Annotated in this window: 29 protein-coding genes and 1 riboswitch; of the genes, 12 read left to right on the plus strand and 17 right to left on the minus strand. The window is 62.4% G+C overall.

Annotation, left to right across the window (positions count from 1 at the left end; translation table 11 throughout):
• Positions 1 to 79 precede the first annotated feature (79 nt).
• The 3 genes from ACFQ95_RS23325 to ACFQ95_RS23335 are packed head-to-tail and all read left to right on the plus strand — an operon-like array spanning position 80 to position 1,482.
• On the plus strand, positions 80 to 577 hold the full coding sequence (locus ACFQ95_RS23325) for a YbaK/EbsC family protein (RefSeq protein WP_422834951.1): 498 nt from the start codon (positions 80 to 82) through the stop codon (positions 575 to 577).
• A 1-nt stretch (position 578) separates the two neighbouring features.
• On the plus strand, positions 579 to 815 hold the full coding sequence (locus ACFQ95_RS23330; protein ID WP_422834953.1) for a DUF1289 domain-containing protein: 237 nt from the start codon (positions 579 to 581) through the stop codon (positions 813 to 815).
• A 19-nt stretch (positions 816 to 834) separates the two neighbouring features.
• Positions 835 to 1,482 carry a 2-hydroxychromene-2-carboxylate isomerase gene (locus ACFQ95_RS23335; protein ID WP_422834954.1) on the plus strand — a complete coding sequence of 216 codons (648 nt, stop codon included), beginning with the start codon at positions 835 to 837 and terminating at the stop codon, positions 1,480 to 1,482.
• Between the two features lie 23 nt (positions 1,483 to 1,505).
• Here the strand turns inward: ACFQ95_RS23335 and ACFQ95_RS23340 are convergent, their stop codons facing one another.
• Both ACFQ95_RS23340 and ACFQ95_RS23345 read right to left on the minus strand, forming a co-directional pair.
• On the minus strand, positions 1,506 to 1,916 hold the full coding sequence (locus ACFQ95_RS23340; protein WP_422834956.1) for a RidA family protein: 411 nt from the start codon (positions 1,914 to 1,916) through the stop codon (positions 1,506 to 1,508).
• The gene (locus tag ACFQ95_RS23345) at positions 1,906 to 3,054 is read right to left on the minus strand and encodes a DSD1 family PLP-dependent enzyme (protein ID WP_422834957.1); all 1,149 of its coding nucleotides are present in this window, start codon (positions 3,052 to 3,054) and stop codon (positions 1,906 to 1,908) included. Before ACFQ95_RS23345 ends, ACFQ95_RS23340 begins: the two co-directional genes overlap by 11 nt.
• Positions 3,055 to 3,148: 94 nt before the next feature.
• On the opposite strand from ACFQ95_RS23345, the gene ACFQ95_RS23350 reads away from it, so the two are divergent.
• The 3 genes from ACFQ95_RS23350 to ACFQ95_RS23360 all read left to right on the plus strand — a co-directional run bounded on the left by ACFQ95_RS23350 (position 3,149) and on the right by ACFQ95_RS23360 (position 5,519).
• Positions 3,149 to 4,042, plus strand: coding sequence for a LysR family transcriptional regulator (locus ACFQ95_RS23350; RefSeq protein ID WP_422834959.1), 894 nt, complete (start codon positions 3,149 to 3,151; stop codon positions 4,040 to 4,042).
• Positions 4,043 to 4,197: 155 nt separating this feature from the next.
• The gene (locus tag ACFQ95_RS23355) at positions 4,198 to 4,908 is read left to right on the plus strand and encodes a YebC/PmpR family DNA-binding transcriptional regulator (RefSeq protein ID WP_422834960.1); all 711 of its coding nucleotides are present in this window, start codon (positions 4,198 to 4,200) and stop codon (positions 4,906 to 4,908) included.
• Positions 4,909 to 5,075: 167 nt separating this feature from the next.
• The gene (locus ACFQ95_RS23360) at positions 5,076 to 5,519 is read left to right on the plus strand and encodes a YdeI/OmpD-associated family protein (protein WP_422834962.1); all 444 of its coding nucleotides are present in this window, start codon (positions 5,076 to 5,078) and stop codon (positions 5,517 to 5,519) included.
• Between the two features lie 42 nt (positions 5,520 to 5,561).
• On the opposite strand, the gene ACFQ95_RS23365 is transcribed toward ACFQ95_RS23360, so the two are convergent.
• On the minus strand, positions 5,562 to 5,744 hold the full coding sequence (locus ACFQ95_RS23365) for a hypothetical protein (RefSeq protein WP_422834963.1): 183 nt from the start codon (positions 5,742 to 5,744) through the stop codon (positions 5,562 to 5,564).
• Between the two features lie 187 nt (positions 5,745 to 5,931).
• Between ACFQ95_RS23365 and ACFQ95_RS23370 the strand changes: the two genes are divergently transcribed.
• A complete protein-coding gene (locus ACFQ95_RS23370) occupies positions 5,932 to 6,444 on the plus strand; it encodes a GAF domain-containing protein (protein WP_422834965.1) in 513 nt (170 codons plus the stop codon).
• A gap of 4 nt (positions 6,445 to 6,448) precedes the next feature.
• On the opposite strand, the gene ruvC is transcribed toward ACFQ95_RS23370, so the two are convergent.
• The 3 genes from ruvC to ACFQ95_RS23385 are packed head-to-tail and all read right to left on the minus strand — an operon-like array spanning position 6,449 to position 8,683.
• Positions 6,449 to 6,997 carry a crossover junction endodeoxyribonuclease RuvC gene (gene ruvC / locus ACFQ95_RS23375; RefSeq protein WP_422834966.1) on the minus strand — a complete coding sequence of 183 codons (549 nt, stop codon included), beginning with the start codon at positions 6,995 to 6,997 and terminating at the stop codon, positions 6,449 to 6,451.
• Between the two features lie 56 nt (positions 6,998 to 7,053).
• Positions 7,054 to 8,052, minus strand: a complete 999-nt coding sequence (locus ACFQ95_RS23380; protein WP_422834970.1) for a phosphatidate cytidylyltransferase — start codon at positions 8,050 to 8,052, stop codon at positions 7,054 to 7,056.
• 1 nt (position 8,053) lies between these two features.
• The gene (locus tag ACFQ95_RS23385; RefSeq protein ID WP_422834972.1) at positions 8,054 to 8,683 is read right to left on the minus strand and encodes a lysophospholipid acyltransferase family protein; all 630 of its coding nucleotides are present in this window, start codon (positions 8,681 to 8,683) and stop codon (positions 8,054 to 8,056) included.
• Positions 8,684 to 8,728: 45 nt separating this feature from the next.
• Between ACFQ95_RS23385 and ACFQ95_RS23390 the strand changes: the two genes are divergently transcribed.
• Entirely contained in the window at positions 8,729 to 9,145 is a 417-nt protein-coding gene (locus tag ACFQ95_RS23390) for a YchJ family protein (RefSeq protein WP_422834974.1), read from the plus strand.
• Positions 9,146 to 9,167: 22 nt separating this feature from the next.
• Here the strand turns inward: ACFQ95_RS23390 and ACFQ95_RS23395 are convergent, their stop codons facing one another.
• Together ACFQ95_RS23395 and ACFQ95_RS23400 are read right to left on the minus strand one after the other, a co-directional pair.
• The gene (locus ACFQ95_RS23395; RefSeq protein ID WP_422834976.1) at positions 9,168 to 10,439 is read right to left on the minus strand and encodes a hypothetical protein; all 1,272 of its coding nucleotides are present in this window, start codon (positions 10,437 to 10,439) and stop codon (positions 9,168 to 9,170) included.
• A 7-nt stretch (positions 10,440 to 10,446) separates the two neighbouring features.
• Positions 10,447 to 11,052: a hypothetical protein gene (locus tag ACFQ95_RS23400; protein ID WP_422834978.1), complete on the minus strand. Its 606-nt coding sequence runs from the start codon at positions 11,050 to 11,052 to the stop codon at positions 10,447 to 10,449.
• A gap of 408 nt (positions 11,053 to 11,460) precedes the next feature.
• Between ACFQ95_RS23400 and ACFQ95_RS23405 the strand changes: the two genes are divergently transcribed.
• The 4 genes from ACFQ95_RS23405 (at position 11,461) to ACFQ95_RS23420 (ending at position 15,626) form a co-directional block, all read left to right on the plus strand.
• Positions 11,461 to 12,726 (plus strand): ABC transporter substrate-binding protein, encoded by a 1,266-nt coding sequence (locus ACFQ95_RS23405; RefSeq protein WP_422834979.1) that lies wholly within the window; start codon positions 11,461 to 11,463, stop codon positions 12,724 to 12,726.
• 97 nt (positions 12,727 to 12,823) lie between these two features.
• Entirely contained in the window at positions 12,824 to 13,705 is an 882-nt protein-coding gene (locus tag ACFQ95_RS23410; RefSeq protein ID WP_422834981.1) for a carbohydrate ABC transporter permease, read from the plus strand.
• Complete coding sequence (locus tag ACFQ95_RS23415) at positions 13,695 to 14,549, plus strand: carbohydrate ABC transporter permease (RefSeq protein WP_422834983.1); 855 nt, start codon at positions 13,695 to 13,697, stop codon at positions 14,547 to 14,549. Before ACFQ95_RS23410 ends, ACFQ95_RS23415 begins: the two co-directional genes overlap by 11 nt.
• A gap of 6 nt (positions 14,550 to 14,555) precedes the next feature.
• Complete coding sequence (locus ACFQ95_RS23420; RefSeq protein WP_422834985.1) at positions 14,556 to 15,626, plus strand: ABC transporter ATP-binding protein; 1,071 nt, start codon at positions 14,556 to 14,558, stop codon at positions 15,624 to 15,626.
• Positions 15,627 to 15,754: 128 nt separating this feature from the next.
• Here the strand turns inward: ACFQ95_RS23420 and metF are convergent, their stop codons facing one another.
• The 9 genes from metF to can all read right to left on the minus strand — a co-directional run bounded on the left by metF (position 15,755) and on the right by can (position 25,836).
• The gene (metF, locus tag ACFQ95_RS23425; protein ID WP_422834986.1) at positions 15,755 to 16,600 is read right to left on the minus strand and encodes a methylenetetrahydrofolate reductase [NAD(P)H]; all 846 of its coding nucleotides are present in this window, start codon (positions 16,598 to 16,600) and stop codon (positions 15,755 to 15,757) included.
• Positions 16,601 to 16,740: 140 nt separating this feature from the next.
• Complete coding sequence (locus tag ACFQ95_RS23430) at positions 16,741 to 17,757, minus strand: TlyA family RNA methyltransferase (protein ID WP_422834988.1); 1,017 nt, start codon at positions 17,755 to 17,757, stop codon at positions 16,741 to 16,743.
• A 151-nt stretch (positions 17,758 to 17,908) separates the two neighbouring features.
• On the minus strand, positions 17,909 to 19,342 hold the full coding sequence (ahcY, locus tag ACFQ95_RS23435) for an adenosylhomocysteinase (protein WP_422834990.1): 1,434 nt from the start codon (positions 19,340 to 19,342) through the stop codon (positions 17,909 to 17,911).
• A gap of 80 nt (positions 19,343 to 19,422) precedes the next feature.
• A riboswitch (S-adenosyl-L-homocysteine riboswitch) is annotated at positions 19,423 to 19,499 on the minus strand.
• 77 nt (positions 19,500 to 19,576) lie between these two features.
• A complete protein-coding gene (locus tag ACFQ95_RS23440) occupies positions 19,577 to 20,704 on the minus strand; it encodes an acyl-CoA dehydrogenase family protein (protein WP_422834992.1) in 1,128 nt (375 codons plus the stop codon).
• Between the two features lie 27 nt (positions 20,705 to 20,731).
• Entirely contained in the window at positions 20,732 to 21,400 is a 669-nt protein-coding gene (locus ACFQ95_RS23445) for an SDR family oxidoreductase (RefSeq protein WP_422834993.1), read from the minus strand.
• Between the two features lie 75 nt (positions 21,401 to 21,475).
• The gene (locus ACFQ95_RS23450) at positions 21,476 to 22,102 is read right to left on the minus strand and encodes a pyridoxamine 5'-phosphate oxidase family protein (protein WP_422834994.1); all 627 of its coding nucleotides are present in this window, start codon (positions 22,100 to 22,102) and stop codon (positions 21,476 to 21,478) included.
• A gap of 12 nt (positions 22,103 to 22,114) precedes the next feature.
• Positions 22,115 to 23,299 (minus strand): acetyl-CoA C-acyltransferase, encoded by a 1,185-nt coding sequence (locus ACFQ95_RS23455; protein ID WP_422834996.1) that lies wholly within the window; start codon positions 23,297 to 23,299, stop codon positions 22,115 to 22,117.
• 1 nt (position 23,300) lies between these two features.
• Positions 23,301 to 25,142: a bifunctional isocitrate dehydrogenase kinase/phosphatase gene (aceK, locus tag ACFQ95_RS23460; RefSeq protein WP_422834997.1), complete on the minus strand. Its 1,842-nt coding sequence runs from the start codon at positions 25,140 to 25,142 to the stop codon at positions 23,301 to 23,303.
• A gap of 37 nt (positions 25,143 to 25,179) precedes the next feature.
• Complete coding sequence (can, locus tag ACFQ95_RS23465) at positions 25,180 to 25,836, minus strand: carbonate dehydratase (RefSeq protein ID WP_422834999.1); 657 nt, start codon at positions 25,834 to 25,836, stop codon at positions 25,180 to 25,182.
• Positions 25,837 to 25,904 lie beyond the last annotated feature (68 nt).

The following is a 25,904-nucleotide window of genomic DNA, read 5'->3' on the forward strand; positions in this document are numbered from 1 at the left end:
CGCGCCGCCACAGCTTTGCTGAACAAGCGCACGTCGTAGAACCTGTTCACGCTCTTGAATTTTTGAAGGCCTGATGACCATGTGCGGAGCCGAACTCCATTCCCTGCCCGAAGGTGTGCAACGTGTGGCCGCCGTGCTGCAGGACAAAAACCATCCACACACACCGGTGATGCTGGCCGACGCCGCGCGCACCGCGCAGCAGGCCGCCGACGCGCTGGGCATAGCTGTCGGGCAGATTGCCAAGAGCATCATCTTTCGCCGCACCGAAGACGACGCGGCGGTGCTGGTGATCACCTCGGGTGACCGGCGTGTGGACGAAAAAAAGGTGGCGGCCCTGGTCGGCAAACTCGGGCGTGCCGACGCCGACTTCGTCAAAAGCAAGACCGGCTTCACCATTGGCGGCGTGGCGCCCGTAGGCCATGCCGCGCCGGTGGTCACGCTGATAGACCGTGAACTGTTCCGCTTCGACGTGGTGTGGGCCGCAGCCGGCCACCCACACGGCGTGTTCCAACTGCGCCCGCAAGACCTAGAAGGGCTGACCTCGGCCCCCGTGGCCGACGTGGTGAAGGTGGACTGACATGACACCACGGCAGCAACTACGCACGCGCGCGCTGGCCGCACAGGCCCTGCCCGCAGATGCGGTCGAGGTGTTGTCGCCGTGTGTGTCGGTGTGCCGCATGAGCCCGGCCACGGCCTTGTGTGAAGGCTGCCTGCGCACCATAGGCGAAATTGCCGATTGGAGCCGCATGGCGCCCGACGGCAAACGTGTGGTCTGGGCGCGCATAGAAGAACGCCTGGCGGCCTGCGCCGCATAACACCGCCTGGAAACCGAACATGCACCAGATCACCTTCTACCTCGACTTCGTTTCGCCCTACGCCTACATTGCGTTCGAGCGTTTGCCGCGGGTTCTGCAAGGCCTGAGCTACAACGTGCAATACCAGCCCGTGCTGCTTGGCGCTGTGCTGCAGCACCACGGCCAGCGCGGCCCGGCGGAAATTCCGGCCAAGCGCGAATGGCTTTATCGACATGTGCAATGGCTGGCCGCGGAGCAGCATATTCCGCTGCAAATGCCCGCCGCCCACCCCTTCACCCCCCTGCCCTTGCTGCGTTTGGCCGTGGCCAGCGACACCCAAGGCCTGCCCAACCGCCACACCTGCGCCAGCTTGTTTCGCCACGTCTGGCAGGATGGCGCCGATGCGCTCGACGCCACACGCCTGGATACCCTGCGCCAGCAATTGCCCGCCTCGCGCGAACCAGGCGATGCCGAGGTCAAGCAGCAACTGCGCAGCCACACCGAACAGGCGATTGCCGCCGGTGTCTTTGGGGTGCCGAGTTTTGTGGTCAATGGCAAACTTTTCTGGGGCGTGGATGCCTTGCCCATGCTGCGCGCCTACCTGGATGGCTCAGCGTGGTTTGACGGCCCACAGTGGGACGCGGTGCAACAGTTACCGTCCGGCTTGCCCGGCAAGGCCACCGCCTGACGGCGAACTTAACGGCGCTCGTGTTACGGCGCTGGCAGTGCCAGCGCAATCGCTTCCACCTCCAGCTTCAAGCCAAAATGCAATGGCCCCGTGGGCACCACCGCACGGGCCGGTCTGGCAGCGCCGGCCCAGGCGGCGTACAGCGTGTTGAAGAGTGGCCAGTTGGCGATGTCGTCCACATACACGCGCAGCTGCAGCAGCTGTTGGATATTGCTGCCGCTGGCCAGGAGGGCGGCCTCCACATTGGCCAGCACTTGCAGCGTTTGCACTTCAAATGATGCGTCCACCAAGCGCACGCCATTCGGCGTGATGGGCAGTTGCCCGGAGATGAACACCAGCCCGGCGCCCACGCAGGCGTGGCTATAGTGGCCGCCGGGCGCGGCGAGTGTGTCAACACCAACGGCCTGCACCTTATTGGCTTGATCACCAGCCATGAAAGCGCCCCCAGGTCTGCAGAGTGCCGTCCTCATCCAGCGCCTGGTACTCGGGAAACTGGGCTCCCGTGGCGCAAGCGTGGTTGGGCAGGATGCGCAGGCGTGTGCCCACAGGCAAGCGTGTGGCGATGTCCGCGTCCGGTGCCCCGGTGCTGCGCGAGATGATGCCTTGCTCCTGGTTGGCGCTGCCCATCAGAAAGCCTGGCAAGGGCGTCCCATCAAGCGTGCACACCTGGCCGTAGCCAAAGTCCTGCTGTTGTTTGGCCGTGCCCCGGTCGCGGCTCATGGCCATCCAACCGGCATCCACAATCGCCCAACCCTTGTCGGCTTGGTGGCCTATCACCGTGGTCAACACTGTCAGCGCAATTTCGTCGGTGGTGCACACACCCACGTTGTGCATCACCAGGTCAAAAAACACATACACCCCGGCACGGAGTTCGGTCACGCCCTCCAAGTTTTTGGCCTCCAGCGCGGTCGGGGTGGAGCCCACACTGACCACCGTGCACGGCAGCCCCACCGCGCGCAGGCGCTCGGCCGCATACACACAACCGGCGCGCTCCTGCTCCGCCAAGGCCGCCAGCGCCTCTGGAGTGTGCAGCTCGTAGCTTGACCCGGCGTGGGTCAACAAGCCCGCCAGTTGCATGCCGCCTTGGTGCAGGATCTGGCCGACTTGCAGCAGCGCGTCTTCATCGGGCTTGATGCCGGAGCGGTGGCCGTCGGTGTCGATTTCAATCAACACTTCAAAGGCTTCACCATGCTGCCGGCCGAAGTCGGCAATCGCCTGGGCCACCACGGCGTTGTCGGTGATGATGGCCAGCTTGCAGCCCTGGCGGCGCAGCGCCATCACCTGTGGCAGGCGTTGCGGCACCATGCCCACGGCATACAGGATGTCTTGCACCCCTTGGGCGAAAAACTGCTCGGCCTCCTTCAGTGTGGACACGGTGACCCCCTGCGCACCGGCGGCTCCTTGGGCTTGCACCACCTGCGCACACTTGGTGGTTTTCACGTGTGGCCTGAAACGCACGCCTAGCGCATTGGCCTGGTCCTGCATGCGTTGGATGTTGTGCCGCATCTGCGGCAGCGAGACGATGGCCGCGGGTGTGTCAATGCTGGCGAGGGTGTTGCTGGAGGCTGGCATGGGGTTTTTCAACAAGTGGCTGGTGGCCGGACTTTAGGCCTTATGACCATGCTTGTGCTTAAATTCAAGCTCATCAATCGTTAAGCTGTGCTGAATGATCCAGATCGAAGACCTGCAGTTGGCCGCCGCTCTTTTGCGCCACCCCTCGCTGAGCGCGGCAGCGCGTGCACTGGATCTCACGCCACCGGCGTTGTCTATGCGCCTGCGCAAACTTGAAACCACACTGGGGGTGGCTTTGGCGGTGCGCTCGGCACGCAGGCTGAGCCTGACCTCGGAAGGTGAACGTTTTGGCCGCGAGGCCGAAACCCTGCTGGCCAACCTGAATACGCTGCGCGACTCACTGCAACGCGCCGACCAGGGCCTCAGTGGCACGCTGCGTGTGGTCGCGCCTTTTGGTTATGGCCGCCTGCATGTGGCCGCCATGCTGGCGCGCTTTGCCAAGCTGCATCCCCGCTTGCGCCTGCAGCTGGACTTACGCGAAACGCCGTGGGCCGAGCGGCACGAGGCCGATGCGGTGGTGCACATCGGTGTGGTGCGCGACTCTTCATGGGTGGGGCACACGCTGGCAGCAAACGAACGCTGGCTGTGTGCCAGCCCGGCTTATGTGAAAACCCATGGTGCGCCCACAGCACCGCGCGATTTGGCCCAACACGCGTGTATCTGCATCCGCGAGAACCAAGAAGACGTCACGCTGTGGCACCTGCGCCCGAGCGTGCCGCATCCCACACGCCGCAGCGAAACCGTACGGATCGCCCCCGCCCTCACCACCAACGACGGTGGTGTGGCCCGCCACTGGGCCGAGCAAGGCCTGGGGCTGGTGCTGCGCTCGGAATGGGACGCCGCCGACGCCATGGCGCGCGGCTCATTGGTGCGCTTGATGCCGGACTGGGCCTTCGACAGCGCGCCCATCATGCTGCTGGTGCCCAGCCGCAAGGGCCGCTCGGCGCGGGTACAGGCCTTGGTTGAATTTATGGACAAAGGCCGCTGAGGCCTCTGCGGGCTGCCCGGAAACCGGCCGCCCGAGCCAAACCCCGCGTGGACACACCTGTGGCCCTAACGGCGCTAACATTGCGCCCCGTACGCCCGTGTTTAACACCTTGGCGTCCCCTCTCAATCCAACAAATCAATACAAGGAACGCAGCCATGGGCGCGCAATGGAAAGCAAAAGGCAAGGAACTCGCGGCAAACGCCCGGGGCCGCCTGTTCGGCAAATTGGCCAAGGACATCATGATTGCCGCACGCAACGGCGCCGACCCTGCGGCCAACGCACGTTTGCGGCTGGTGATAGAGCAGGCGCGCAAAGTCTCCATGCCCAAGGACACCCTTGATCGCGCCATCAAAAAAGGCGCGGGCCTGACTGGCGAATCTGTGCATTTCGACCACGTGATCTACGAAGGCTTCGCGCCGCACCGCGTGCCGGTGATGGTCGAATGCCTGACCGACAACGTGAACCGCACTGCGCCGGAGATGCGTGTGTTGTTCCGCAAGGGCCAGTTGGGTACCTCGGGCTCAGTGTCCTGGGACTTCGACCACGTCGGCATGATAGAAGCCGAACCCAGCGCAGCCGGTGCGGATGCCGAACTGGCCGCCATCGAGGCCGGTGCGCAGGACTTTGAGGCGGGTGAAGAAGGCCTGACCATGTTCCTGACCGATGCCGCCGACCTGGACCTGGTGAGCCGCGCTTTGCCAGCGCAGGGATTCAACGTGTTGTCGGCCAAACTGGGCTACAAGGCGAAGAACCCGGTAGACCCAGCCAGCCTGAGCGCAGAACAACTCGAAGAAGTCGAAGCCTTTTTGGCCGCCATCGACGAGAACGATGACGTGCAGAACATCTTTGCCGGCCTGGGCAACTGATCTTTTCCGGCCGACCCGCGCCCAGTGGGCCGGCCGGCATGGTGCTGATGACGGCTCCGAGCTTCTTCTCAAACCCACAGAGCTTTCGCCGCTGGTTTGAAACCCATGCCGGCAGCGCAAGCGAGCTGCTGGTGGGGTTTCACAAGGTGGGCACAAGTCTGCCCTGTATGTCTTGGTCGGAGTCCGTCGACGAAGCCCTGTGTTTTGGCTGGATAGACGGTGTGCGCAAACGTGTGGATGACGCCAGCTACACCATACGCTTCACGCCCAGAAAACCCACGTCCATCTGGAGCGCGGTCAACATCGCCAAGGTGGCGCAGTTGCGGGCGCAGGGCCGCATGACGGCCGCAGGGGAAGAAGCTTTTGCCAGACGCACGGCGGCGAAATCAGCGGTGTATGCGCACGAACAAGCGACCAGCGCCGAACTGTCGGCCGCCGAGCTGCACATGTTCAAAAGCCAGCAAAGCGCCTGGCATTTTTTCGAGAAGACACCGCCGGGTTATCAAAAAGTCATGCTGCACTGGATCTGCAGCGCCAAGCGGCCCGAAACCCGCAGTACGCGGCTGGCGAAGCTGGTGCAAGCCTGTGTGATGGGCTTGCGCTTGCGTTAGTGCTGCGCGCCACAAGCCTAGTTGGCGCGGTGCTGCGCGTGGCTACTGAAAAGACTCACGGACCTCGCGGTCGGTCACACGCAGGATGCCAGCCTCCAAGCCGCAGTAGGCCTTCTCGAAGGCGGCGGCAATCAACTCCTCGGTGATTTCGTCATATTTGCCCTGCGTCTGCCGGAGCACCTCGGCAGTGATGGCTGCAGCACCGGTGATGAGGTCGTGTCGCATATCTGCTCTCTCTCGCGATGGTTGTGTAAAGGTGTCTATCGTAAGCCGGAAGATGGCGGCTTTCTGGCTTGCATGGTAGTTCATAAGACGGCATGCGGTCACTTGCCGGTGGGGCGATCTAAGCTCCCATTCGCCGCCCATTCCCCCCTCATTCGCGGCCTTTATGCGAGCGCTTAGACTGTTAGGCATGTACTTGGATTACGAACCTGACGACGTGGACGTCAAAATCTGCGAGTTGCTGGTCGCCACCAGTGACGCCGCCGACCCCGAGCTGCCCTCCGCCGTGCCCGAGGTGCTGAAATTGCTGCGCACCCGCCTGGGCATGGATGTGGCGTTTGTGTCGCAGATCGCCGATGGGCGCCGTACCTTCAAAGCCGTGGACTGTGCAGCCGACTTCCCGCTGCTGCAGGTCGGCATGTCCGACCCGGTGGAAGAAAGCTGGTGCCAGCGGGTGGTCGAGGGCCGGTTGCCAGAGCTGATGGCAGATGCCGCGCCCTACATCGCCGCTGGCCAGGCGCCCGATCCCGGATTCCCCATAGGCACACATCTGAGCACGCCGGTGCGCCTCTCGAGTGGCGCGGTCTACGGCACCTTGTGCTGTTTCAGCCGCGGCGTGTGTGCAGACGCAGACATCGACAGGCTGCGCTACACGGCGCGCCTGCTCGCCGCCAGGTTGGCGCCCGGCGCTGGCGCGCCCTGAGGTTTCAGTGGCCGCGCCCGGCGCGGTACAGGCCGGTGTTCTTGACTTGCAGCGGCGACGCACTGGCAAGCCGCGCCATGGCGGCACCGGCGTGGGCGTGGGTGATGGCCAGGCCCAAGGCGTCTGCCGCATCGGGGCCGGGCAAAGCCGGCAGCTTGAGCAAACGCTTGACCATTTCCTGCACCTGCGACTTGGCTGCGCGGCCATGCCCCACCACGGCCTTTTTCATTTGCAGCGCGGTGAATTCACTGATTGGCAAGTCGCGTGTGGCCAGGGCCGTGAGGCAGGCGCCGCGCGCCTGGCCCAGCAGCAAGGTGGATTGCGGGTTGACGTTGACGAACACAATCTCCACCGAGGCCGCATCGGGCGCGTAACGCGCCACGACCTCGTGCACGCCCTCGAATAGCACCTTGAGCCGCGCCGGCAGGTCACCGAAGTTCAGGTGGGTGGTCTTGATGGTGCCGCTGGCCACGTAACTCAGGCGCGAGCCGTCCACATCGATCACGCCGAAGCCGGTGGTTTGCAAACCGGGGTCAATGCCAAGAAGTCGCATGCTATATAAACAGTAGCTGTCTGCGCTAGTGTAGAGCGCGCCAGCGAGGTAAAAGCTTAAAGCTTGAAGATCCAGCGCACCGAGTGGAAGAAGATGGGCGCGGCAAAACACAACGCGTCCACACGGTCGAGCAGACCGCTGGCGCCGGTGACCGACAAACCCTGGGCGCCCCAACTGGTGATGCCACGGTCGCGCTTCAGCGCCTTCATCACCAGGTGGCCCAGCGAACCCGAGATACACGCAATCAGCGCCATGCCCAAGCCCTGGGCCGGGTTGAACGGCGTGATGCCCGACAGCAGGCCGCCGAGCAATCCGCCCAGCACCACACCCACCAGCCAGGTGGCCCAGTTGAAACTTTGGCTGATGTTGGGTGCGTGTGGTGTGCGTGGCCAGCGGCGCGCCAGCAGGTGCTGGGCCAGCATGCACGATTGCACCACCGCCACCAGAAAGAACACCAGGAACGCACCCCGTTCCGGGCCGCGCGGAAACTCCAGCAACAGCAGTGCCGGCACGTGGCTCATGCCGTACACACACACCATGATGCCCCACTGCAGCTTGGCGTTGCGCTCCAGAAAACGGTGCGGATCGTCGGCCAGGGCGCTGACCACCGGTATGGCGAGGAACACATAGACCGGGATGAACACGGTGAACAGGTCGAAGTGGCGGCTGCTCACCAGCCAGTATTGCAGTGGCAGCACCGCAAAAAACACCAGGATCAAGCCACGATGGTCGCCCCGGTGGGTGGGTGACAAGGTGATGAATTCGCGCAACGCAAAAAACGACACAAAGGCAAACAGCACCGTCGCCGCCTGGTTGCCCAGGGCCCAGCCAATCCAGAACACCACCACCATGGTCCAGGTGGTTTGCAGCAGGCGGGTGTTGTCCTGCAGGCGCGCCAGGTAGGCCTCCTGCTTGGGCCCCAGGTGTTCGTGGCGGCGTTCGCGCAGCGAGGCGACGAGTTGCCAGATGGAAGCCAGCGTCAACACACCAAACACCAGAATGAACAGCGCCGCCACCTGCTCGGTGCTGCTGAGGTTGCGTAGGTAACGGATCATGTCAAATGTCGCGCAGGGCGATCACGGCGTCACGGGCGCGCGCCAGAAAGGCGTGGCGGTCTTCATCGGCCGCCAAGGCGATGGGCGCGCCAAAGGTCACCGAGCACAACACCGGCACCGGAATGACTTCACCCTTGGGCATCACGCGCTGCACGTTGTTGATCCAGGTGGGAATCAACACCACCTCAGGGAACTGCCGCGCCAGATGGTAAAGGCCCGATTTGAAGGCTTGTGGCTCCGCCGCATGGCCACGTGTGCCTTCGGGGAAGATGATCAACGAGTCGCCCGCATTCAGCACCGCCACCAGAGGCTCGAGCGGGTCCGACTCCACACCCGTCACCGGGTCCTTGCTGCGCATGCGCTCCACATACACGGCATTAAACACCTTGGTCGTGAGCCACACTTTGAAGCGGCTCTTGGTCCAGTAGTCGCGTGCGGCAATCGGCCGCGTGACGGTGCGCAGATCGGCCGGCAGGGCGGCCCAGATCATCACCAGGTCGACATGGCTTTGGTGGTTGGCGAAATAAATGCGCTGTTCACAGCTGGGCGGGCAGCCATGCCAGCGCGCCTGCGCGCCGGTGAGCAGGCGCACCAGGCCGAGGAGCAGGTAGGACACGAACTTTGCCAGCATGGCGGGCATGATAAGCCGAGGCTAGGAGGTTTTTAGAATGGCCCCATGTCCGCGACCTCTTCTCCCCATGTCTGCCCTTGTGGCCGCACCGATACACATCAACGTGCGCTGGCCTACAGCGCCTGCTGCGGCAAGTACCACGCTGACTTTGAAGGCACGCCCGCACCCGATGCCGAGGCCCTGATGCGCTCGCGCTACAGCGCCTTTGTGCTGCAGAACGCACCTTATTTGCTGGCCACCTGGCACCCCAGCCGGCGCCCCGCCACACTCGAATTCGACCCCGGCGCACGCTGGCTGGGCCTGAGTGTGAAAGCACACCAGCGTCTGGACGCGAGCCACGCCGAGGTCGAATTCGTTGCCCGCCAGCGCGACACCAGCGGCCGCGCCACGCGTCTGCATGAACGCAGCCGCTTTGTGCATGAGGAAGGTCGCTGGTTTTATGTAGATGGCGACCAGTTCTGACAGCCACCAGCACATTTAAAAATCATGGTGCTGCGTAGCGGCAGCGCTTCTGCGTTTTCGCCCGTCCTTCACAAAGGCCGTTGGCGCTGGCCCATGAGACAAGCGCGATCTGGTGCAGGTCGTCCACCGGGCTGACATCCTGTCCCTTGTTGAATGACAGCCCGTATTTTTTGCGTATGGCGGCAAGTGCCGCTCTTCTGTGCGCCGCCGAGGGATGTGTTTGCGGGCTTGCCATGCCCAGTCTTGCGCGCTCCAGTTCAAGCAGCTCCAATGCAATCATCAGGAACTCAGGGGTCAGGTCCAGCAGCACGATCAATTCCTCGTCCAGGCCGCTGCGCCCCTGGCGCAGCAGGCGGGTGGCGAGTGCATCTGCGTCAAACTCCTGCGCCTGGTTGTGCAGGTCTGTGGTGATGTTTTGCTCTGTGCCGCCACTCAAGGGCCGCTCCACCAGTTGGGCCGACTGGGTGTGCCGCAGCAGTGCATGGGCGTACTCGTGGGCGACGATGAAGTTCATGCCCTCGGCCGACATGGCGTCATACACGCGCTCATGCATGTCACTGCGAAAGAACTGCTGGATAAAGCCCTTGCGCTGCGTCTCCAGCGCAAGCGGCATGGGCAGCTTCTGGCCCACTGCTGCGTTGTGGATCAGGTCTCTAAAGTAGCTGAGGCGATCAGGCTCGCGCAGGCGGCGCCCTATGTCTTGAGAGGAATAAGACAGCGCCAGTGTGGCCTGGCCCGGCGAATGGTCGATTTTGATCTCATAAAAAGACATCAGGTAACGCCCCAGCTCGCCCTGGAAGTGATCAAGCGCCGGGTCAATCAAGATGACATAACGGCCGTCCTGTCGATGGCGCCAGGCCACGGCATTCAGGTCACCCGTGCGCAGCGTACCCACCGCTGGCAATTCGATGCCCGGAACCTCCTGTCGCAATGCCTGCGCCAAGGTATCCGCAAAGAAGCCGTAGCCGGTTTGCACGGCAGGGCTTTCGCAACTTGTGGTGGGCAGGCGTGCTGCAACCGTGCGTATGCCTTTTTCGGTGTTCTCGCACTGCCAATTGCGTTCGCGCTGGGCGCATTCGTAGGCAATCAGTTTTCTGTATCTTTCTAGATGCTGCTCCTTGGTCCAGACCGGTTTTTCACACTGCCCCTGCTCTTTCTGCAGACGCTCCAGACGCGCGTAAAGAGGGTCGTATTCGGAGCGGAACTTCGGTACTTTGACCTGTTCAACAATGGCGCCGTTGACACAAACCAAGGCCAGCAAGCCAAGTGAAATGACGCGCACAGGCCAATACATGGTGCAGCTACTTGGTGCGCGCGGCGTTCACGAGGAAGACCTCGCTCGCAGCCGAGGTTTTGTTGTGGGGCAGCTCCAGCCAGAACTTCAGGCGGTATTCATCCCAGGTGACGGGGCCTGGGCCGGTGGACGAAAAATGCAGGTTCAGGGCCTCGGCTGTTTTCGGTGCGATTTGCTGCATACTGAGAAGCATGACCGAGATGCCGCCCGGCTTGGGCTCCAGCCGAATGCTCACAGACTCCACCGTGGGAATGGTCATTCGACCGGCCGTGTCGTAGTCTCCGGGCTTCACACCCACCACCTCTATCTTCAGCCCGCTGAAGACTTGCAGATTCGGCGAGTTGTTGACGACGATCGCCCTGTAGGCGCCGATTTTGCCGACCACCGGTTCTAGGCTGGAGATGTGGACAAGTGTGTCAGCGTGCTCTCTATAGGTCTTCCAGGCGGTGTATGCGGCGGGCACGCCGTAGCCCACTGCGAGCGCCAGCCCAAACCCCAAAAGGATGACAGGCGCAAATTTCGGAAAAGACGAAAGCAAGGCTTGAACCGGCGCCGGGAGCAAGCCATACAGCCGGTTGGGCTGTGCCGGTTTCGGTATCGACTTCTTGGCCATCGAGACGTTCCTCGGATGTAGCGGTTGTGCTGGGAGTCAGTCCTCGGGGCGCAATTTTCTACGCCGGATCACGAAAAGACCAGCCGCCTCAGTGTTTGCAGACTGGCATGCTGGTTGCCACGTTTCCATCACATTTTGATCATCACATGGGCTTTGACGCCAATACACAAAGGCGTTGATCGCTATACATTTTGATAAATTGACGGCGCCAGCAGGTAAGGACCGCGCCCTCAGATCGGCGCTGTTGTCCGGGTCGTATGGGCTCGTTTGCGCGGGTATTTCCCAATGTCGTGAAATAATTAATTAATGAAAAATTAAAATCCTACGGATTGGTGCCTTGTTGCGCCATTTTTTTCTCTGCCCGGACGCCATGGTGGCGGCCCGCGTGGCAACTCTTCAGGAGACGAAATGTTGAAACTTTCCAAAATCGCCACGGTTGTGGCTGTGGCCATGTCCGCCGGTGCCGCGTTCACCAGCACTGCATTTGCTGGCGAAGTGGAAGTCCTGCACTACTGGACCTCGGGTGGCGAAGCCAAGTCGGCCGCCGAACTCAAGAAAATGATGCAGGCCAAGGGCCATGTCTGGAAAGACTTCGCGGTGGCCGGTGGTGGCGGTGACGCAGCCGCCACCGTGCTGAAGAGCCGTGTGGTGTCTGGCAATCCGCCAGCGGCTGCACAGATCAAGGGACCAGCGATCCAGGAATGGGCTTCCGAAGGTGTGTTGACCAATCTGGACACCGTGGCCGCCGCTGAAAAGTGGGACACGCTGCTGCCCCCGGTGGTCGCCAACGTGATGAAGTACAAGGGCCACTACGTCGCCGTGCCGGTGAACGTGCACCGCGTGAACTGGATCTGGGCCAACCCCGAAGTGCTGAAGAAGGCCGGTGTGGCCGGCATGCCCAAGACCTATGACGAATTCTTCGCCGCCGCCGACAAGATCAAGGCCGCTGGCCTGATCGCCGTGGCGCACGGTGGCCAGAACTGGCAGGACTTCACCACCTTTGAATCGGTGGTCCTGGGTGTGGGCGGCGCCAAGTTCTACCAGGACGCGCTGGTCAAGCTGGATGCCAAGGCCATCAACAGCGACACCATGAAGAAGTCGCTGGAAACCTTCCGCAAGATCAAGGGCTACACCGACTCGGCATCTTCCGGCCGCGACTGGAACCTGACCACCGCCCTGGTGATGCAGGGCAAGGCCGGCTTCCAGTTCATGGGCGACTGGGCCAAGGGCGAATTCCTGGCCGCCGGCAAGGTGCCGGGCAAGGACTTCCTGTGCGCCGCCGCGCCTGGCACCAGCAGCTCGTTCACCTTCAACATCGACTCGTTCGCCATGTTCAAGCTGAAGTCGGCTGATGCGCAAAAGGCGCAGAACGATCTGGCCGCCGCCATCATGAGCCCAGAGTTCCAGGAAACCTTCAACCTGAACAAGGGTTCCATCCCGGTGCGCCTGAACTCCAAGATGGACAAGTTTGACGACTGCGCCAAGCTGTCGGCCAAGGACTTTGTGGAAACCTCCAAGACGTCCAGCCTGGTGCCCTCGATCGCCCACAGCATGGCCGTGAGCCCCGCTGCCGAAGGCGCCATCAAGGACGCCGTGAGCCAGTTCTGGAACGACGACAAGATCACTGTGGCCGCTGCGATGAAGAACATCGCGAACGCTGCAGCAATGAAGTAAAGCCGTCCGGGCGCGTTTCTTCTGCTCGCCCCAAGGCCCGGCATACCACCTGGGTGGAATGCCGGGCCTGTCTCTCTGCAAGCTGAAAGCGGCTGCCATGAAATCGAATTTTGAAAACACCCTGCCCAAGTTGGTGATCGCACCAGGCTTTGTCCTGGGGTTTGCCTTCATCTACGGGCTGATGATCTGGAACGGGGTGCTGTCGCTCACACCCTCGCGTATGTTGCCCAACTACAGCGAGTTTGTAGGCCTGGAGCAATACACGCGGCTGTGGGACATGGACCGCTGGTGGCTGGCGCTGAAGAACCTGGGCATCTTCAGCGTGCTGTACGTGGGCGGGGCCATGCTGATAGGCATGGCGCTGGCCATACTGCTAGACCAGAAGGTGCGTGCCGAAGGTTATCTGCGCACCATTTATCTCTACCCCATGGCGCTGTCGTTCATCGTCACCGGCACCGCCTGGAAGTGGATGCTCAACCCCGACATGGGCTTGCAAAAGCTGATACAGGACATGGGTTGGACCAGTTTTGAATTCGGTTGGCTGGCCGATGGCGACAAGGCGATCTACTGCATCGTGATCGCCGGCATCTGGCAGTCGGCCGGGTTTGCCATGGCGCTGTTTCTGGCCGGCCTGCGCGGCATAGACGACAGCATCATCAAGGCCGCACAGATCGACGGCGCAAGCCTGCCGCGCATCTACTGGCGCATCATCCTGCCGATACTGCGCCCGGTGGTGTTCTCCACCATCATGGTGTTGTCGCACTTGTCGATCAAGAGCTTCGACCTGGTGATGGCGCTGACCGGCGGCGGCCCCGGCTTCTCGACCGACGTGCCTGCCACCTTCATGTACGTGATGAGTTTCACACGTGGCCAGATCGGCCTGGGCGCGGCCAGCGCCACCATGATGCTGGCCACCGTGGCGGCCATCGTCGTCCCCTATCTTTACAGCGAATTGCGGAGCAAGCCCCATGACCGCTAAACACTTGGCGCGCGGCCTGCTCTATGCCGTGTTGATCCTGGCGGCCATCTTCTTCCTGGCGCCGCTGTACGTGATGCTCGTCACCTCGTTCAAGGACGCTGAAGAAATCCGCAACGGCAACCTGCTGAGCCTGCCGTCGCAGCTCAACTTCTCTGCCTGGGGCTCGGCCTGGTCCAGCGCCTGCACTGGCACCGACTGCCGTGGCCTGCAACCGTTCTTCTGGAACTCGGTGCTGATGGTGTTCCCGGCGGTGATCGTCTCCACCGTCTGGGGTGCCATCAACGGCTATGTGCTGAGCCTGTGGAAGTTTCGCGGCAGCGATCTGCTGTTTGGCTTCATGCTGTTTGGCGTGTTCATGCCGTTCCAGGTGGTGCTGTTGCCCATGAGCCAGGTGCTTGGCTGGCTGGGCATTTCCAGCTCGGTGGGCGGCTTGATCTTTGTGCACTGCCTCGCAGGTCTGGCGGGCACCACGCTGTTCTTCCGCAACTACTACGCAGCCGTGCCGGGTGAGCTGGTGAACGCCGCGCGCATAGACGGCGCGGGTTTCTGGCGCATCTTCTTCCGCATCATCGTGCCGCTGTCCACCCCCATCGTGATGGTCACACTGATCTGGCAGTTCACCAATATCTGGAACGACTTCCTGTTTGGCGTGGCCTTCAGCGGCGCCGACAGCAAGCCCATCACCGTGGGCCTGAACAACATGGTCAACACCAGCAGCAGCGTGAAGAACTACAACGTGGACATGGCGGCGGCGGTGATTGCCGGTTTACCGACGATGTTGATCTATGTCTTGGCGGGACAGTATTTTGTGAAAGGACTCACGGCCGGAGCCGTGAAGGGATAAAACCATATGGCTTCTGAACTCCACATCACCGGCATCCGCAAGACGTTTGGCCAAGGCAGCAAAGAGGTTGAAGTCCTCAAGCGCATCGACATCGATGTCGCACCTGGTGAATTCCTGATCCTGGTCGGCCCCTCGGGCTGCGGCAAGTCCACACTGCTGAACATCATTGCCGGTCTGGAAGAACCAACCGAGGGTGAGATCCGCATCGGTGGCCGCAACGTGGTCGGTGTGCCACCGGCCGAGCGCGACATCGCCATGGTGTTCCAGAGCTACGCGCTCTACCCCACCATGAGTGTGGCCGACAACATTGGCTTTGCGCTGGAAATGCGCAAGGTGCCCAAGGTGCAGCGCGACAAACGCATCGCCGAAGTGGCCGCCATGCTGCAGATCGAGCACTTGCTGGACCGCCGCCCCTCGCAACTCTCGGGCGGCCAACGCCAGCGCGTGGCCATGGGCCGCGCCCTGGCACGCCAGCCGCAGCTGTTTCTGTTCGACGAGCCGCTGTCCAACCTGGATGCCAAGCTGCGCGTGGAAATGCGCGCCGAAATCAAGCGACTGCACCAGACCAGCGGCATCACCAGTGTCTACGTGACCCATGACCAGATCGAAGCCATGACGCTGGGCAGCCGCATCGCGGTGATGAAGGGTGGCGTGGTGCAGCAACTGGGCACGCCGGACGATATTTACCGCCGCCCGGCCAACACCTATGTGGCCACCTTCATAGGCTCACCCACCATGAACCTCATCCCCGGCCAGGGCGTGAGTGCTGGTGCGGCTTCAAGCTTTCGCATCCAGGACGGCAGCGTGCCGCTGCAATGCCCGAACAACACCCAGGGCACGTTGCTGGGCGCGCGGCCGGAACATGTGCACTTTGACGATGCGTCCACCTGGCGTGGCCAGGTCAGCCTGGTGGAAGCCACTGGCGCCGATACCTTTGTGGTGGTGCAGACCAGTGCGGGTGCGATCAACGTGCGCACTTCGCCGGACACGGCAGTTCGCGCGGGCGACCAGGTGGGGTTGGCGGTGGAGAGCCAGCATGTGAGCTGGTTTGACGGAAAGAGTGGAGAACGCGTTTAGGGCGATGCTGAACAAGCCCCGGTCGGCCGGATACGGCCGGCCATGCGCAACGAGCCGGGGGCCGGCCCCGGCGGGCCGCGCCAATCAAGGCCGTATGCGCCTCAAGCGCCTCAAGCTTGCAAGGCCTTTCAGCCGCCCAAGCCCAGGCGCTTGCAGATGGCCAAAGTAGCCGCGCTCTGGTTCATGGTGTAGAAGTGGATGCCGGGCACACCACCAGTGCGCAACTGGTCGCACAGCTCGGTCACCACATCCAGGCCAAAGGCTTTGATGGAAGCGGTGTCGTCGCCAAAGGCTTGCAGGCGCAGGCGGATCCAGCGCGGGATTTCGGCGCCGCAGGCATCCGAGAAACGCATCAACTGCGTGGAGCTGCCAATCGGCATGATGCCGGGCACTACCGGAATGTCGGCGCCAGCCGCGCGCGACTCTTCGACAAAACGCCAGTAGGCATCGGCGCTGTAGAAGTATTGGGTGATGGCCGCATCGGCACCTGCACGCACCTTGGTGACGTAAGCGTCGATGTCGGCCTGCGGTGAACGTGCCTGGGGGTGCACTTCGGGGTAACACGCCACTTCCAGATGGAAGTCGCGTCCCGTCTCGGCGCGGATGAAGGCCACCAGGTCGCTGGCGTATTGGAATTCACCACCGGCACCGTAGCCGCTGGGCAAATCACCACGCAAAGCCACCAGGCGCTTCACGCCCATGGCCTTGAGCTGCGCCAACTGCTCGCGCACGGTGGCACGTGTGGCGCCAACACACGAGAAGTGGCTGGCCGCAGGCACACCTTCGGCCAGAATTTCGGACACGGTGGCAAACGTGCCGTCCTGGGTGGAACCACCGGCCCCAAAGGTCACCGAGCAGAATTCGGGGCGCAGCTGGTACAACTCCTGGCGCACCACGCGCAGCTTGGCCGCACCTTCTGCCGTTTTGGGGGGGAAGAACTCCAGGCTGAGAGGAAGAGGAGAGGTAAGGCTCATACGGTACTCAAGTCAAATAGGGTCGAGGCAATTCGCGTGCACGGCCCCAGCATGGGACATCGCGGAACCGGCTTTGCCGGGCCGCTGATGCCGTCTCCTGCAAGGGGATTGGCGAAGACACGTCGTGCGTAGCCTGGGGGTTAACCAAGCCTTTTGGCGTAGATAAAAAATTCGCGGTTGCCGTCGCCGCCGGCCACGGGGCTGTCAAACCAGTCCAGCACCTCAAGCTCCAGCTCGGCGCAGCATTCACGCAGACGGGCTTGCACCAGCGGGTACATGGCGTCGTCGCGCACGATGCCCCCCTTGCCCACCTGGCCGGGTTGCAATTCAAACTGCGGCTTCACCAGCATGAGCAACACGCCGTTTTCTGCCAACAGTGGCACCAAGGCAGGCAAGATCAAGGTGAGCGAAATAAACGACACGTCGCCGGTGATCAGGTCGAACTCGGGCTCGGTGTCCACATCGTCAAACCCGGCCTTGCGGCGCAACTCGGCGCGTGCGCTGGCGGGGGTGTCTGAGGACGATGAGGAGGACGCCGCACGCGCGTTCATCTTGCCCGCCGCTTGCGCCACATGTGCCTCGACTTCGGCATCGTCCGCGTCGTCGCTGTCGTCGTAGTCGGTGACTTCGCCGCCGCTGTTCATCCAGGCATAAGGGGCCACGGGTTCCGGGTCGTCCTCGGCCGGGGCCTCCCACTGCTCGGACAACACATATTCGCAGGCCTCCTGCAGCGACTCGGGCGTGAGTGAACGGGCGTTCAAGCCCTCTACACACAACACCCGTGCGTCTTCGCGCAGCTTGGGATGCAACTGGCCGTGGCCCACGTCGACCCCTATGACTTGCACCGCGCCAGCCTGCAGCAAACAGTCGGTGAAACCACCGGTCGACTGGCCCACGTCAAGCACCTTCAAGCCGTCCACATTCAAGGCCGCGTGTTTCAGCGCGGCGTCGAGCTTGAGCCCGCCGCGTGACACATAACGCGCCTCGGCATCGTCGAGCAACTCGATCTTGGCGTCGACCGGGATGTCATCCTTGTTCTTGGCCACGCTGCGCCACTTGATGCCATCAAACCAGCGCATCCCCCCGGCGATCAGCCGCACGGCCTGGGAACGGGAGGCGGCCATGCCACGCTCTACTAACAATTGATCGGCACGCATAAACGATGGTCACTCAAAAACAAAGAAGGAAATGGACGCCCCCTGGCTTCCACTGGAACACCGCGGAACTGGCTCTGCCAGGCCGCAGGTGTTGCCCCCTGCAAGGGGGTTGGCGTAGCGACACACCGTGCGCGAAGCCTGGGGGGTGCCATCAGTAGCGGTAGGTGTCTGGCTTGTATGGGCCGTTTTTATCCACACCGATGTAGGCCGCTTGTGCGTCCGTCAGCGTGGTCAGCATCACGCCAACCTTCTTCAGGTGCAGGCGCGCCACTTTTTCGTCCAGGTGCTTGGGCAACACGTAGACCTTGCCGGCCTTGTAGGCGTCTGGCTTGGTGAACAGTTCGATCTGGGCGATGGTCTGGTTGGCAAACGACGAGCTCATCACAAAGCTGGGGTGGCCCGTGCCGCAGCCCAGGTTCACCAGGCGGCCCTTGGCCAGCAAGATGATCTTCTTGCCGTCAGGGAACTTGATGTGGTCGACTTGTGGCTTGATCTCTTCCCACTCGTACTTCTCGATCGAAGCGACGTCGATTTCGTTGTCGAAGTGGCCGATGTTGCAGACGATGGCCTGGTCCTTCATGGCGACCATATGCTCGTGGCGGATCACGTCGCGGTTGCCGGTGGTGGTCACGAAGATGTCGGCCTTGTCAGCCGCGTATTCCATGGTCACAACCTTGTAGCCTTCCATGGCGGCTTGCAGGGCGTTGATTGGATCGATTTCGGTCACCCAGACTTGGGCGCTCAGGGCGCGCAGGGCTTGGGCCGAGCCCTTGCCCACGTCGCCGTAGCCAGCCACCACGGCCACCTTGCCGGCGATCATCACGTCGGTGGCGCGCTTGATGCCGTCCACCAGCGACTCGCGGCAGCCGTACAGGTTGTCGAACTTGCTCTTGGTCACCGAGTCGTTCACGTTGATGGCGCGGAACAGCAGTGTGCCCTTGGCCGACATTTCGTTCAGGCGGTGCACGCCGGTGGTGGTTTCTTCGGTCACGCCGATGATCTCGGCCGACTTGCGCGTGTACCAGGTGGGGTCCACGGCCAGCTTGGCCTTGATGGCGGCGAACAGCAGGGTTTCTTCTTCGCTGGTGGGGTTGGCGATGACGCTGATGTCCTTCTCGGCGCGTTGGCCCAGGTGCATCAACAACGTGGCGTCGCCGCCGTCGTCCAGAATCATGTTCGGGCCTTCGCCAGGCGTGCCCTTGGCGCCGAAGTCAAAAATGCTGTGGGTGTAGTCCCAGTAATCTTTCAGCGACTCGCCCTTGATGGCGAACACGGGCGTGCCGGCGGCGGCAATGGCGGCAGCGGCGTGATCTTGCGTCGAGAAGATGTTGCACGAGGCCCAGCGCACGGTCGCGCCCAGGGCTTGCAGGGTTTCGATCAGCACGGCGGTCTGGATCGTCATGTGCAGCGAACCGGTAATACGTGCGCCCTTGAGCGGCTGGGCAGCGGCGAATTCTTCGCGTATGGCCATCAGGCCGGGCATTTCGGTTTCGGCGACGCGGATTTCGCGCTGGCCCCAGGCGGCCAGGTTGATATCGGCAATGGCTTGGTCAGCGGTATTGATGGGCTTGACGACAGCGTTCATAGGGGTGCTCCAAAGCAAGTTGGTAAGCCACTGCGCCGTCGGGGAGATACGCTTTTGCGAAAACGTCTCACCTCACGGGCAGTGGGTGAGCGCGGTTTGCAGTTATGGGGTTCCGAGCCTCACACCCCTGTTGGGTGCTGCAGCGCTCCTCGGAATGGGGCAGATTATACGGAAGGCCGAAACGCAGCGGGGCTGAAAGTGCGGCGCGCAAGCCCCGTTATTCCACCCTTGGGGCTACAAGCCGCGCTGGATCAAGAGCTTCTGGATATCCGACGTGCCTTCGTAAATCTGGCACACCCGCACGTCGCGGTAGATGCGCTCCAACGGAAAGTCGCTCACATAACCGTAGCCGCCCAAGGTCTGGATGGCGGCGCTGCACACCCGCTCGGCCATCTCGCTGGCAAACAGTTTGGCCATGGCGGCTTCTTGCAAACACGGGCGGCCCGCATCGCGCAAGGCCGCGGCGTGCCAGATCAGTTGGCGCGCGGCTTCGATCTGCGTGGCGCATTCGGCCAGGCGAAAGCCCACGGCCTGTTGGTTGAAGATGCTGCCGCCAAACGCCTGGCGCTCCTTGGCGTAGGCCACGGCCACCTCAAACGCGCTGCGCGCCATGCCCACACTTTGCGCGGCAATGCCTATGCGCCCGCCCTCCAGCGCGCCCAGCGCAATCTTGTAGCCTTCGCCCTCGGCGCCGATCAGGTTCTCGGCGGGAATACGGCAATCGTCGAAGTTGATTTGCGCGGTATCGCTGCTGTGTTGGCCCAGCTTGTCTTCCAGCCGCGCCACGGTGTAGCCCGGCGTGTTGGTCGGCACGATGAAGGCACTCATGCCGCGTTTGCCCGCGGCCTTGTCGGTCACGGCCACCACGATCACCACCTGGCCATTCTTGCCGCTGGTGATGAACTGTTTCACGCCGTTGATCACGTACACATCACCCTCGCGCTTGGCGGTGGTGCGCAGGCTGGACGCATCGCTGCCCGCCTGCGGCTCGGTGAGGCAAAAGCCGCCCAACATCTGCCCCTGCGCCAGCGGCTCCAACCATTGCTTCTTTTGCTGCGCATTGCCGTAACGCAACAAGATGGCATTGACCGGGCAGTTGGTCACGCTGATGGCCGTGCTGGTGCCGCCGTCGCCTGCGGCAATTTCTTCCAGCACCAAGGCCAGCGACAGGTAGTCCAGCCCGGCGCCGCCCAGTTCTTCGGGCACACAGATGCCGTAGGCGCCAAGCGCGGCCAGGCCCTGGTGCGCCTCAACGGGGAAGTGGTGCTCCTTATCCCAGCGCGGCGCATGCGGCCAAAGTTGCTCTTGCGCAAACGCACGCACCGCGTCGCGGATCATTTCCTGGTCTTGGGTCAACAGCATGGTTTTGTCTCCGAATTCTTTTTGTGTTTACCAGTGGGCCGCCCTGCGCCCATCGTGGTGCAGCAGTTGCCCTTTGTCTGCGTCGGTCACACCGGCGAGTGTGTTGCGAATGCCTTGCACACTGGCCTCCACCGTGAGGGCCGCGCCGCTGCCACCCATGTCGGTCTGCACCCAGCCCGGATCTATGGTCACCAGGCGCGCTTGCGGGTAATCGTGCTGCGCGGCGGCCACAGCCATGTTGAGCGCGGCCTTGCTGGTGCGGTAAAGCCACGAGCCGCTGTTGGGCACGCTGCCGATCTGCGACATCGACGACGAGAAGAACGCAAACACACCACCGGCGGCCTCCACCAGCGGCGCCACTTGTGGCAGCGCCTGCATGGCGCCGAGCACATTGGTGTGCATCACCGCGTCGAAGTCTTGCTGTGTGGGCGGCGACAGCGCATTCGGGCGGCGAATGACGCCGGCCACGTACAGCGCGACGTCTATCTTTTCGCCATCGAGCTGCCAGGCCAGGCCGCTCACACTCGCGGGCTTGGCCACGTCGACCTGGTGCACTTCGGCGCCCAGAGCCTGAACGGCCGCTTTGTCAGCCGGGTTGCGCACGGTGGCGAGCACACGGCAACCATCTTCCGCGTACTGGCGCACCAACTCAAATCCGATGCCACGCGAGGCACCAATGACCAAAATGGTTTTCATAGGGTATTGAAGAAAAATAAGGCGTCAACGCATATGGAGAAAGCGCAAGAAGCTATCAAAACAAGAGTAGCCAAGTCACCCGACCTTGCGCTCAAGATCGAGCTGCGCCTGGTAACGCGCCAGCATCTCGGCCTGGGATTCGGGTTCAGTCGCCAAGCCCATCTGGTCGTGGATCATCTGGCCCATGGTGGGCAACACGGCCCGCTCCACCTGCGCATCGGCATGCCACAGGCGCGAACGCATAAAGGCCTTGGAGCAGTGCAGGTAGGCCTCGGCCACACGCACTTCTATCACCAGCTTGGGACGTTGGCGCTCGGCCGTGAACAGATCGGTGAAGGCGGCCTCGTCGCGCAGTTGCGCCGTGCCATTGATGCGCAAGGTTTCGTCCACGCCGGGGATCATGAAGATCAGCCCTATGCGCGGGTCGGCCAGCAGATTGCCCAGCGTGTCGAGCCGGTTGTTGCCGCTGGCATCGGGCAGCAGCACGGTGTGGGCGTCGGGTGTTTTCACAAAGCCGGGTGTGCCGCCGCGTGGCGAGGCGTCGAGCAGGGCTCCGCCCTCGCCGCCCGTGGCCACCACACAGAACGGCGACAGCGCGATGAAGCGCTGGCCGTGTTTGTCTAGCTGCGGCAACTGCTTGCGCAGCGCACGTTCGCCGGGTTCGCCGTAGAGGCTGCGCAGTTGGTCCAGGCTGGTGATCATGGGCTAGGCACCTCAGATCAACTCTATCGCCACCGCCGTGGCCTCGCCGCCGCCAATACACAGTGTGGCGATGCCGCGTTTTTTGCCACGCGCCTGCAGCGCATGGATCAGCGTGACCATGATGCGGGCACCGCTGGCGCCGATGGGGTGGCCCAACGCACACGCACCGCCGTGTACGTTGACGATGTCGTGAGAGATCTTCAGTTCGGTCATCAGCGCCATGGGCACAACAGCAAAGGCTTCGTTGACTTCCCACAGGTCCACGTCTTTGACGCTCCAGCCGGTTTTGGCCAAGAGCTTTTGCACCGCGCCCACGGGGGCCGTGGCAAACCACTCGGGTTGCTGGGCGTGGGTGGTGTGTGCCACCAGACGGGCAATGGGTTTGGCGCCTATCTTTTGCGCGTGGCTGGCGGTGCTCAGCACCAGCGCGGCGGCGCCGTCGTTGATGGACGAGCTGCTGGCAGCGGTGATGGTGCCGCCATCTTTCTTGAACGCGGGTTTGAGCGAGCTGATCTTGTCTATCTTCACCTTGCCGGGACCTTCGTCCAGCTCCACCAGCGTATCCCCGCTGCGGCCCTTGACCAGCACCGGCGCAATCTCGGCCTTGAACATACCGTCGGCCGTGGCCTGGCGCGCACGCTGCACACTGGCGGTGGCAAACGCATCCTGCTGTTCACGCGTGAAGCTGTATTTGGCAGCGCAATCTTCGCCAAACGTGCCCATGGAGCGGCCGGGTTGGTAGGCGTCTTCCAGGCCGTCCAGCATCATGTGGTCGAAGATGCGGTCGTGGCCCATGCGGTAGCCACCACGGCCCTTGAGCATCAGATACGGCGCGTTGGTCATGCTCTCCATGCCGCCGGCCACCATCACCTCATGCGTGCCGGCCAGCAGCAGGTCGTGCGCCAGCATCGCGGCCTTCATGGCCGAGCCGCACATCTTGGACAGCGTCACAGCACCCGCGCTGTCGGGCAGGCCGCCCTTGTAGGCGGCCTGGCGCGCCGGGGCCTGGCCTTGGCCGGCCATCAGGCAGTTGCCAAACAACACCTCACCCACAGCGGCTGGCGCCACACCCGCACGCTGCACCGCCGCCTTGATGGCGACACCGCCGAGGTCGTGTGCCGCCAGCGCGGCGAAGTCGCCCTGGAAGCTGCCCATGGGGGTGCGCGCGGCACCGAGGATCACAATCGATTCAGACATTTCAGCTCTCCTTCAACAAGCAAGATAGACAGACCTCGGCGGCCTTGTCGCGTTGGAAGACAAACCGCTGCTCACGGTCATAGGGAAACACGTCGTGTACGTGGCCGGCCTGGATACGCTCCTTGTGCGCCTGCCAGAACGCGATGTCCAACAGGTCGGCATGGTGGCGCATAAAAACATCGCGCACCGCAGGGTGGCCCAGCAAAAACGGACCAAAGGTTTCGGGAAACACATCTTTCGGCCCTACGCGGTACCAGACCTCGCCACTCATTTCTTCCTCTTCGGTGCGCGCTGCAGGCACGCGGCGGAAGTGGCAATCGGTGAGGTATTCGATTTCGTCGTAGTCGTAGAACACCACCTTGCCGTGACGCGCCACGCCAAAGTTCTTCCACAACATGTCGCCGGGAAAGATGTTGGCCGCCACCAGGTCCTTGATGGCATTGCCGTATTCCACCACCACACGTTCGATTTGCTGCCGGCCCCGGCCATCGTCCGCGCCCGCGTCAAAGGCCTCTTGCAGGTAGAGATTGAGTGGGATCATGCGCCGCTCGATGTAGACGTGTTTCAAGATCACTTCGGCCTGGCCATCAGCGTCGCGGTCACTGATTTCCAACTGGCTGGGGGCAAACTTTTCAATCTCGGCAATCAAGGCCTCGGTAAAACGCGCTCGCGGAAACGCCACTTCGCTGTACTCCAGCGTGTCGGCCATGCGGCCCACGCGGTCGTGTTGTTTCACCAGCTGGTATTTGCCTTTGATGAGTTCTCGCGTCGTGTCCTTCTGCGGCGGGTAGTAGTCCTTGATGAGCTTGAACACATACGGAAACGACGGCAAATCAAACACCAGCATCACCATGCCCTTGATGCCGGGGGCAATGCGAAACTGGTCGCTGGAGTGGCGCAGATGGTGCAGGAAATCGCGGTAGAACAGCGTCTTGCCCTGCTTGGCCAAGCCCAGCGCGTTGTAGATCTCATTACGCGGCTTGCGCGGCATGATGCTGCGCAAGAACTGCACGTAGGCCGAGGGGATCTCCATGTCGACCATGAAGTAGGCCCGCGCAAAGCTGAAGAGCTTGAGCAACGCGTCTTCGCCAAACAGCGCCGCGTCGACGATGAGCTGGCCGTCAGTGTTATGCAGAATCGGCAGCGTGAACGGATGCTCGACAAAACCATTGATCACCTTGCCGCACACATAGGCGCCCTTGTTGCGGAAGAACAGGCTGGCAAGCACCTGGATCTGGAAATTGGCGCGCAACTTCACTTCACCCAGTTGCGCGCGCAGCACCGCAGCCACCGAGGCCACATCGCGCGGCAGGTCTTCAAAGGCGCGCTGCAAGTCAAACTCCTGCAGCAACTGCTGCAACACCAACTCCAGTGTGTCGGGCGTCGGATAGTAGGCCCGGTAGCTGGGCTTTTGCTGCGGCTCCAGGTTCTCGATGTACTCGGTACTGACCGCCGGGCGCACAAAAATGAAGTTGTTATGGAAGTGTGTGCGGTGCAGTATCTTGGTGGTGACGGAGTTGAAGAATGTCTCCGCCAACTCGGGCTGGTAGTGGTCCACCAACAGGCCGATGTAGTGCAGCTTGACCTGCTGCCACACCGCCATGGGCTGCTCGCCGGCGCGGAATTCCTTTTCCAGCCGCATCACACATTCGCGCACGCGCAGGCCGTAGAACTCTATGCGCTCGCGCGCGGCGTGTTGCTGCCCCGGCCAATCGGCGGTTTCAAAACGGTGTTTGGCCCGCGCCGACTCGGAGCGGAACAAGCGGTAGTGCCGATTGAAACCGTCCATCATCGCCTTGGCCACATCAAAGGCCAGGCTTGAATCGAGTCGCTGCGGAAACATGTTCAAAACACCGGGTTGAACAAGTCGCAAAGTTGGCTTATTTGCTGCTGCGCGCAGCGATCACGCTCTCCACCGCAGCGGTGTATTGGGCCTCCAGCGTGTCGGTGCCGTTGACCGTCATGTGCAGGTCCTGCAACAAGCCGTCGTGTACACCGAAGGCCCAGCCATGGATGGACACCTTCTGGCCATTGCGCCAGGCGTCTTCCATCACCGTGCTGACACACACGTTGACCACTTGCTCGATCACGTTCAGATCACACAAGGCGTCGGCGCGCTGGCTTTCGGGCAAGGCATCAAGCTTGGCCGCATGGCGGTCGCGCACCGAGCGCACGTGCAGCAGCCAGTTGTCGGCCAGGCCGACACGCGCGCCTTCGAGTGCGGCGCGCACACCCGAACAGCCATAGTGCCCGACCACCATGATGTGCTCGACCTTGAGACGTTCGACGGCAAACTGTATCGCCGACAACGCGTTCAGATCGGAATGCACCACGACGTTGGCCACGTTGCGGTGCACAAACACTTCACCGGGTTCCAGGCCGGTGATTTGATTGGCGGGCACACGGCTGTCGGAGCAGCCTATCCACATATAGCGGGGCGTTTGCTGCGCGACAAGGCTGGTGAAGAATCCGGGGCGATCACGCTCAACTTGAGCGGCCCAAGCCCGGTTATGGGTAAAGAGATCCTGTATTGGCATGGTGTGATTTTCGCTCGGTTCGGTAAATTGCTGAAAATGGGGGGCGATTCGCCCTCCACGGGCCTGGA

This window comes from Variovorax sp. HJSM1_2, assembly GCF_049316285.1.
Classification (GTDB): Bacteria; Pseudomonadota; Gammaproteobacteria; order Burkholderiales; family Burkholderiaceae_C; genus Rhodoferax_B.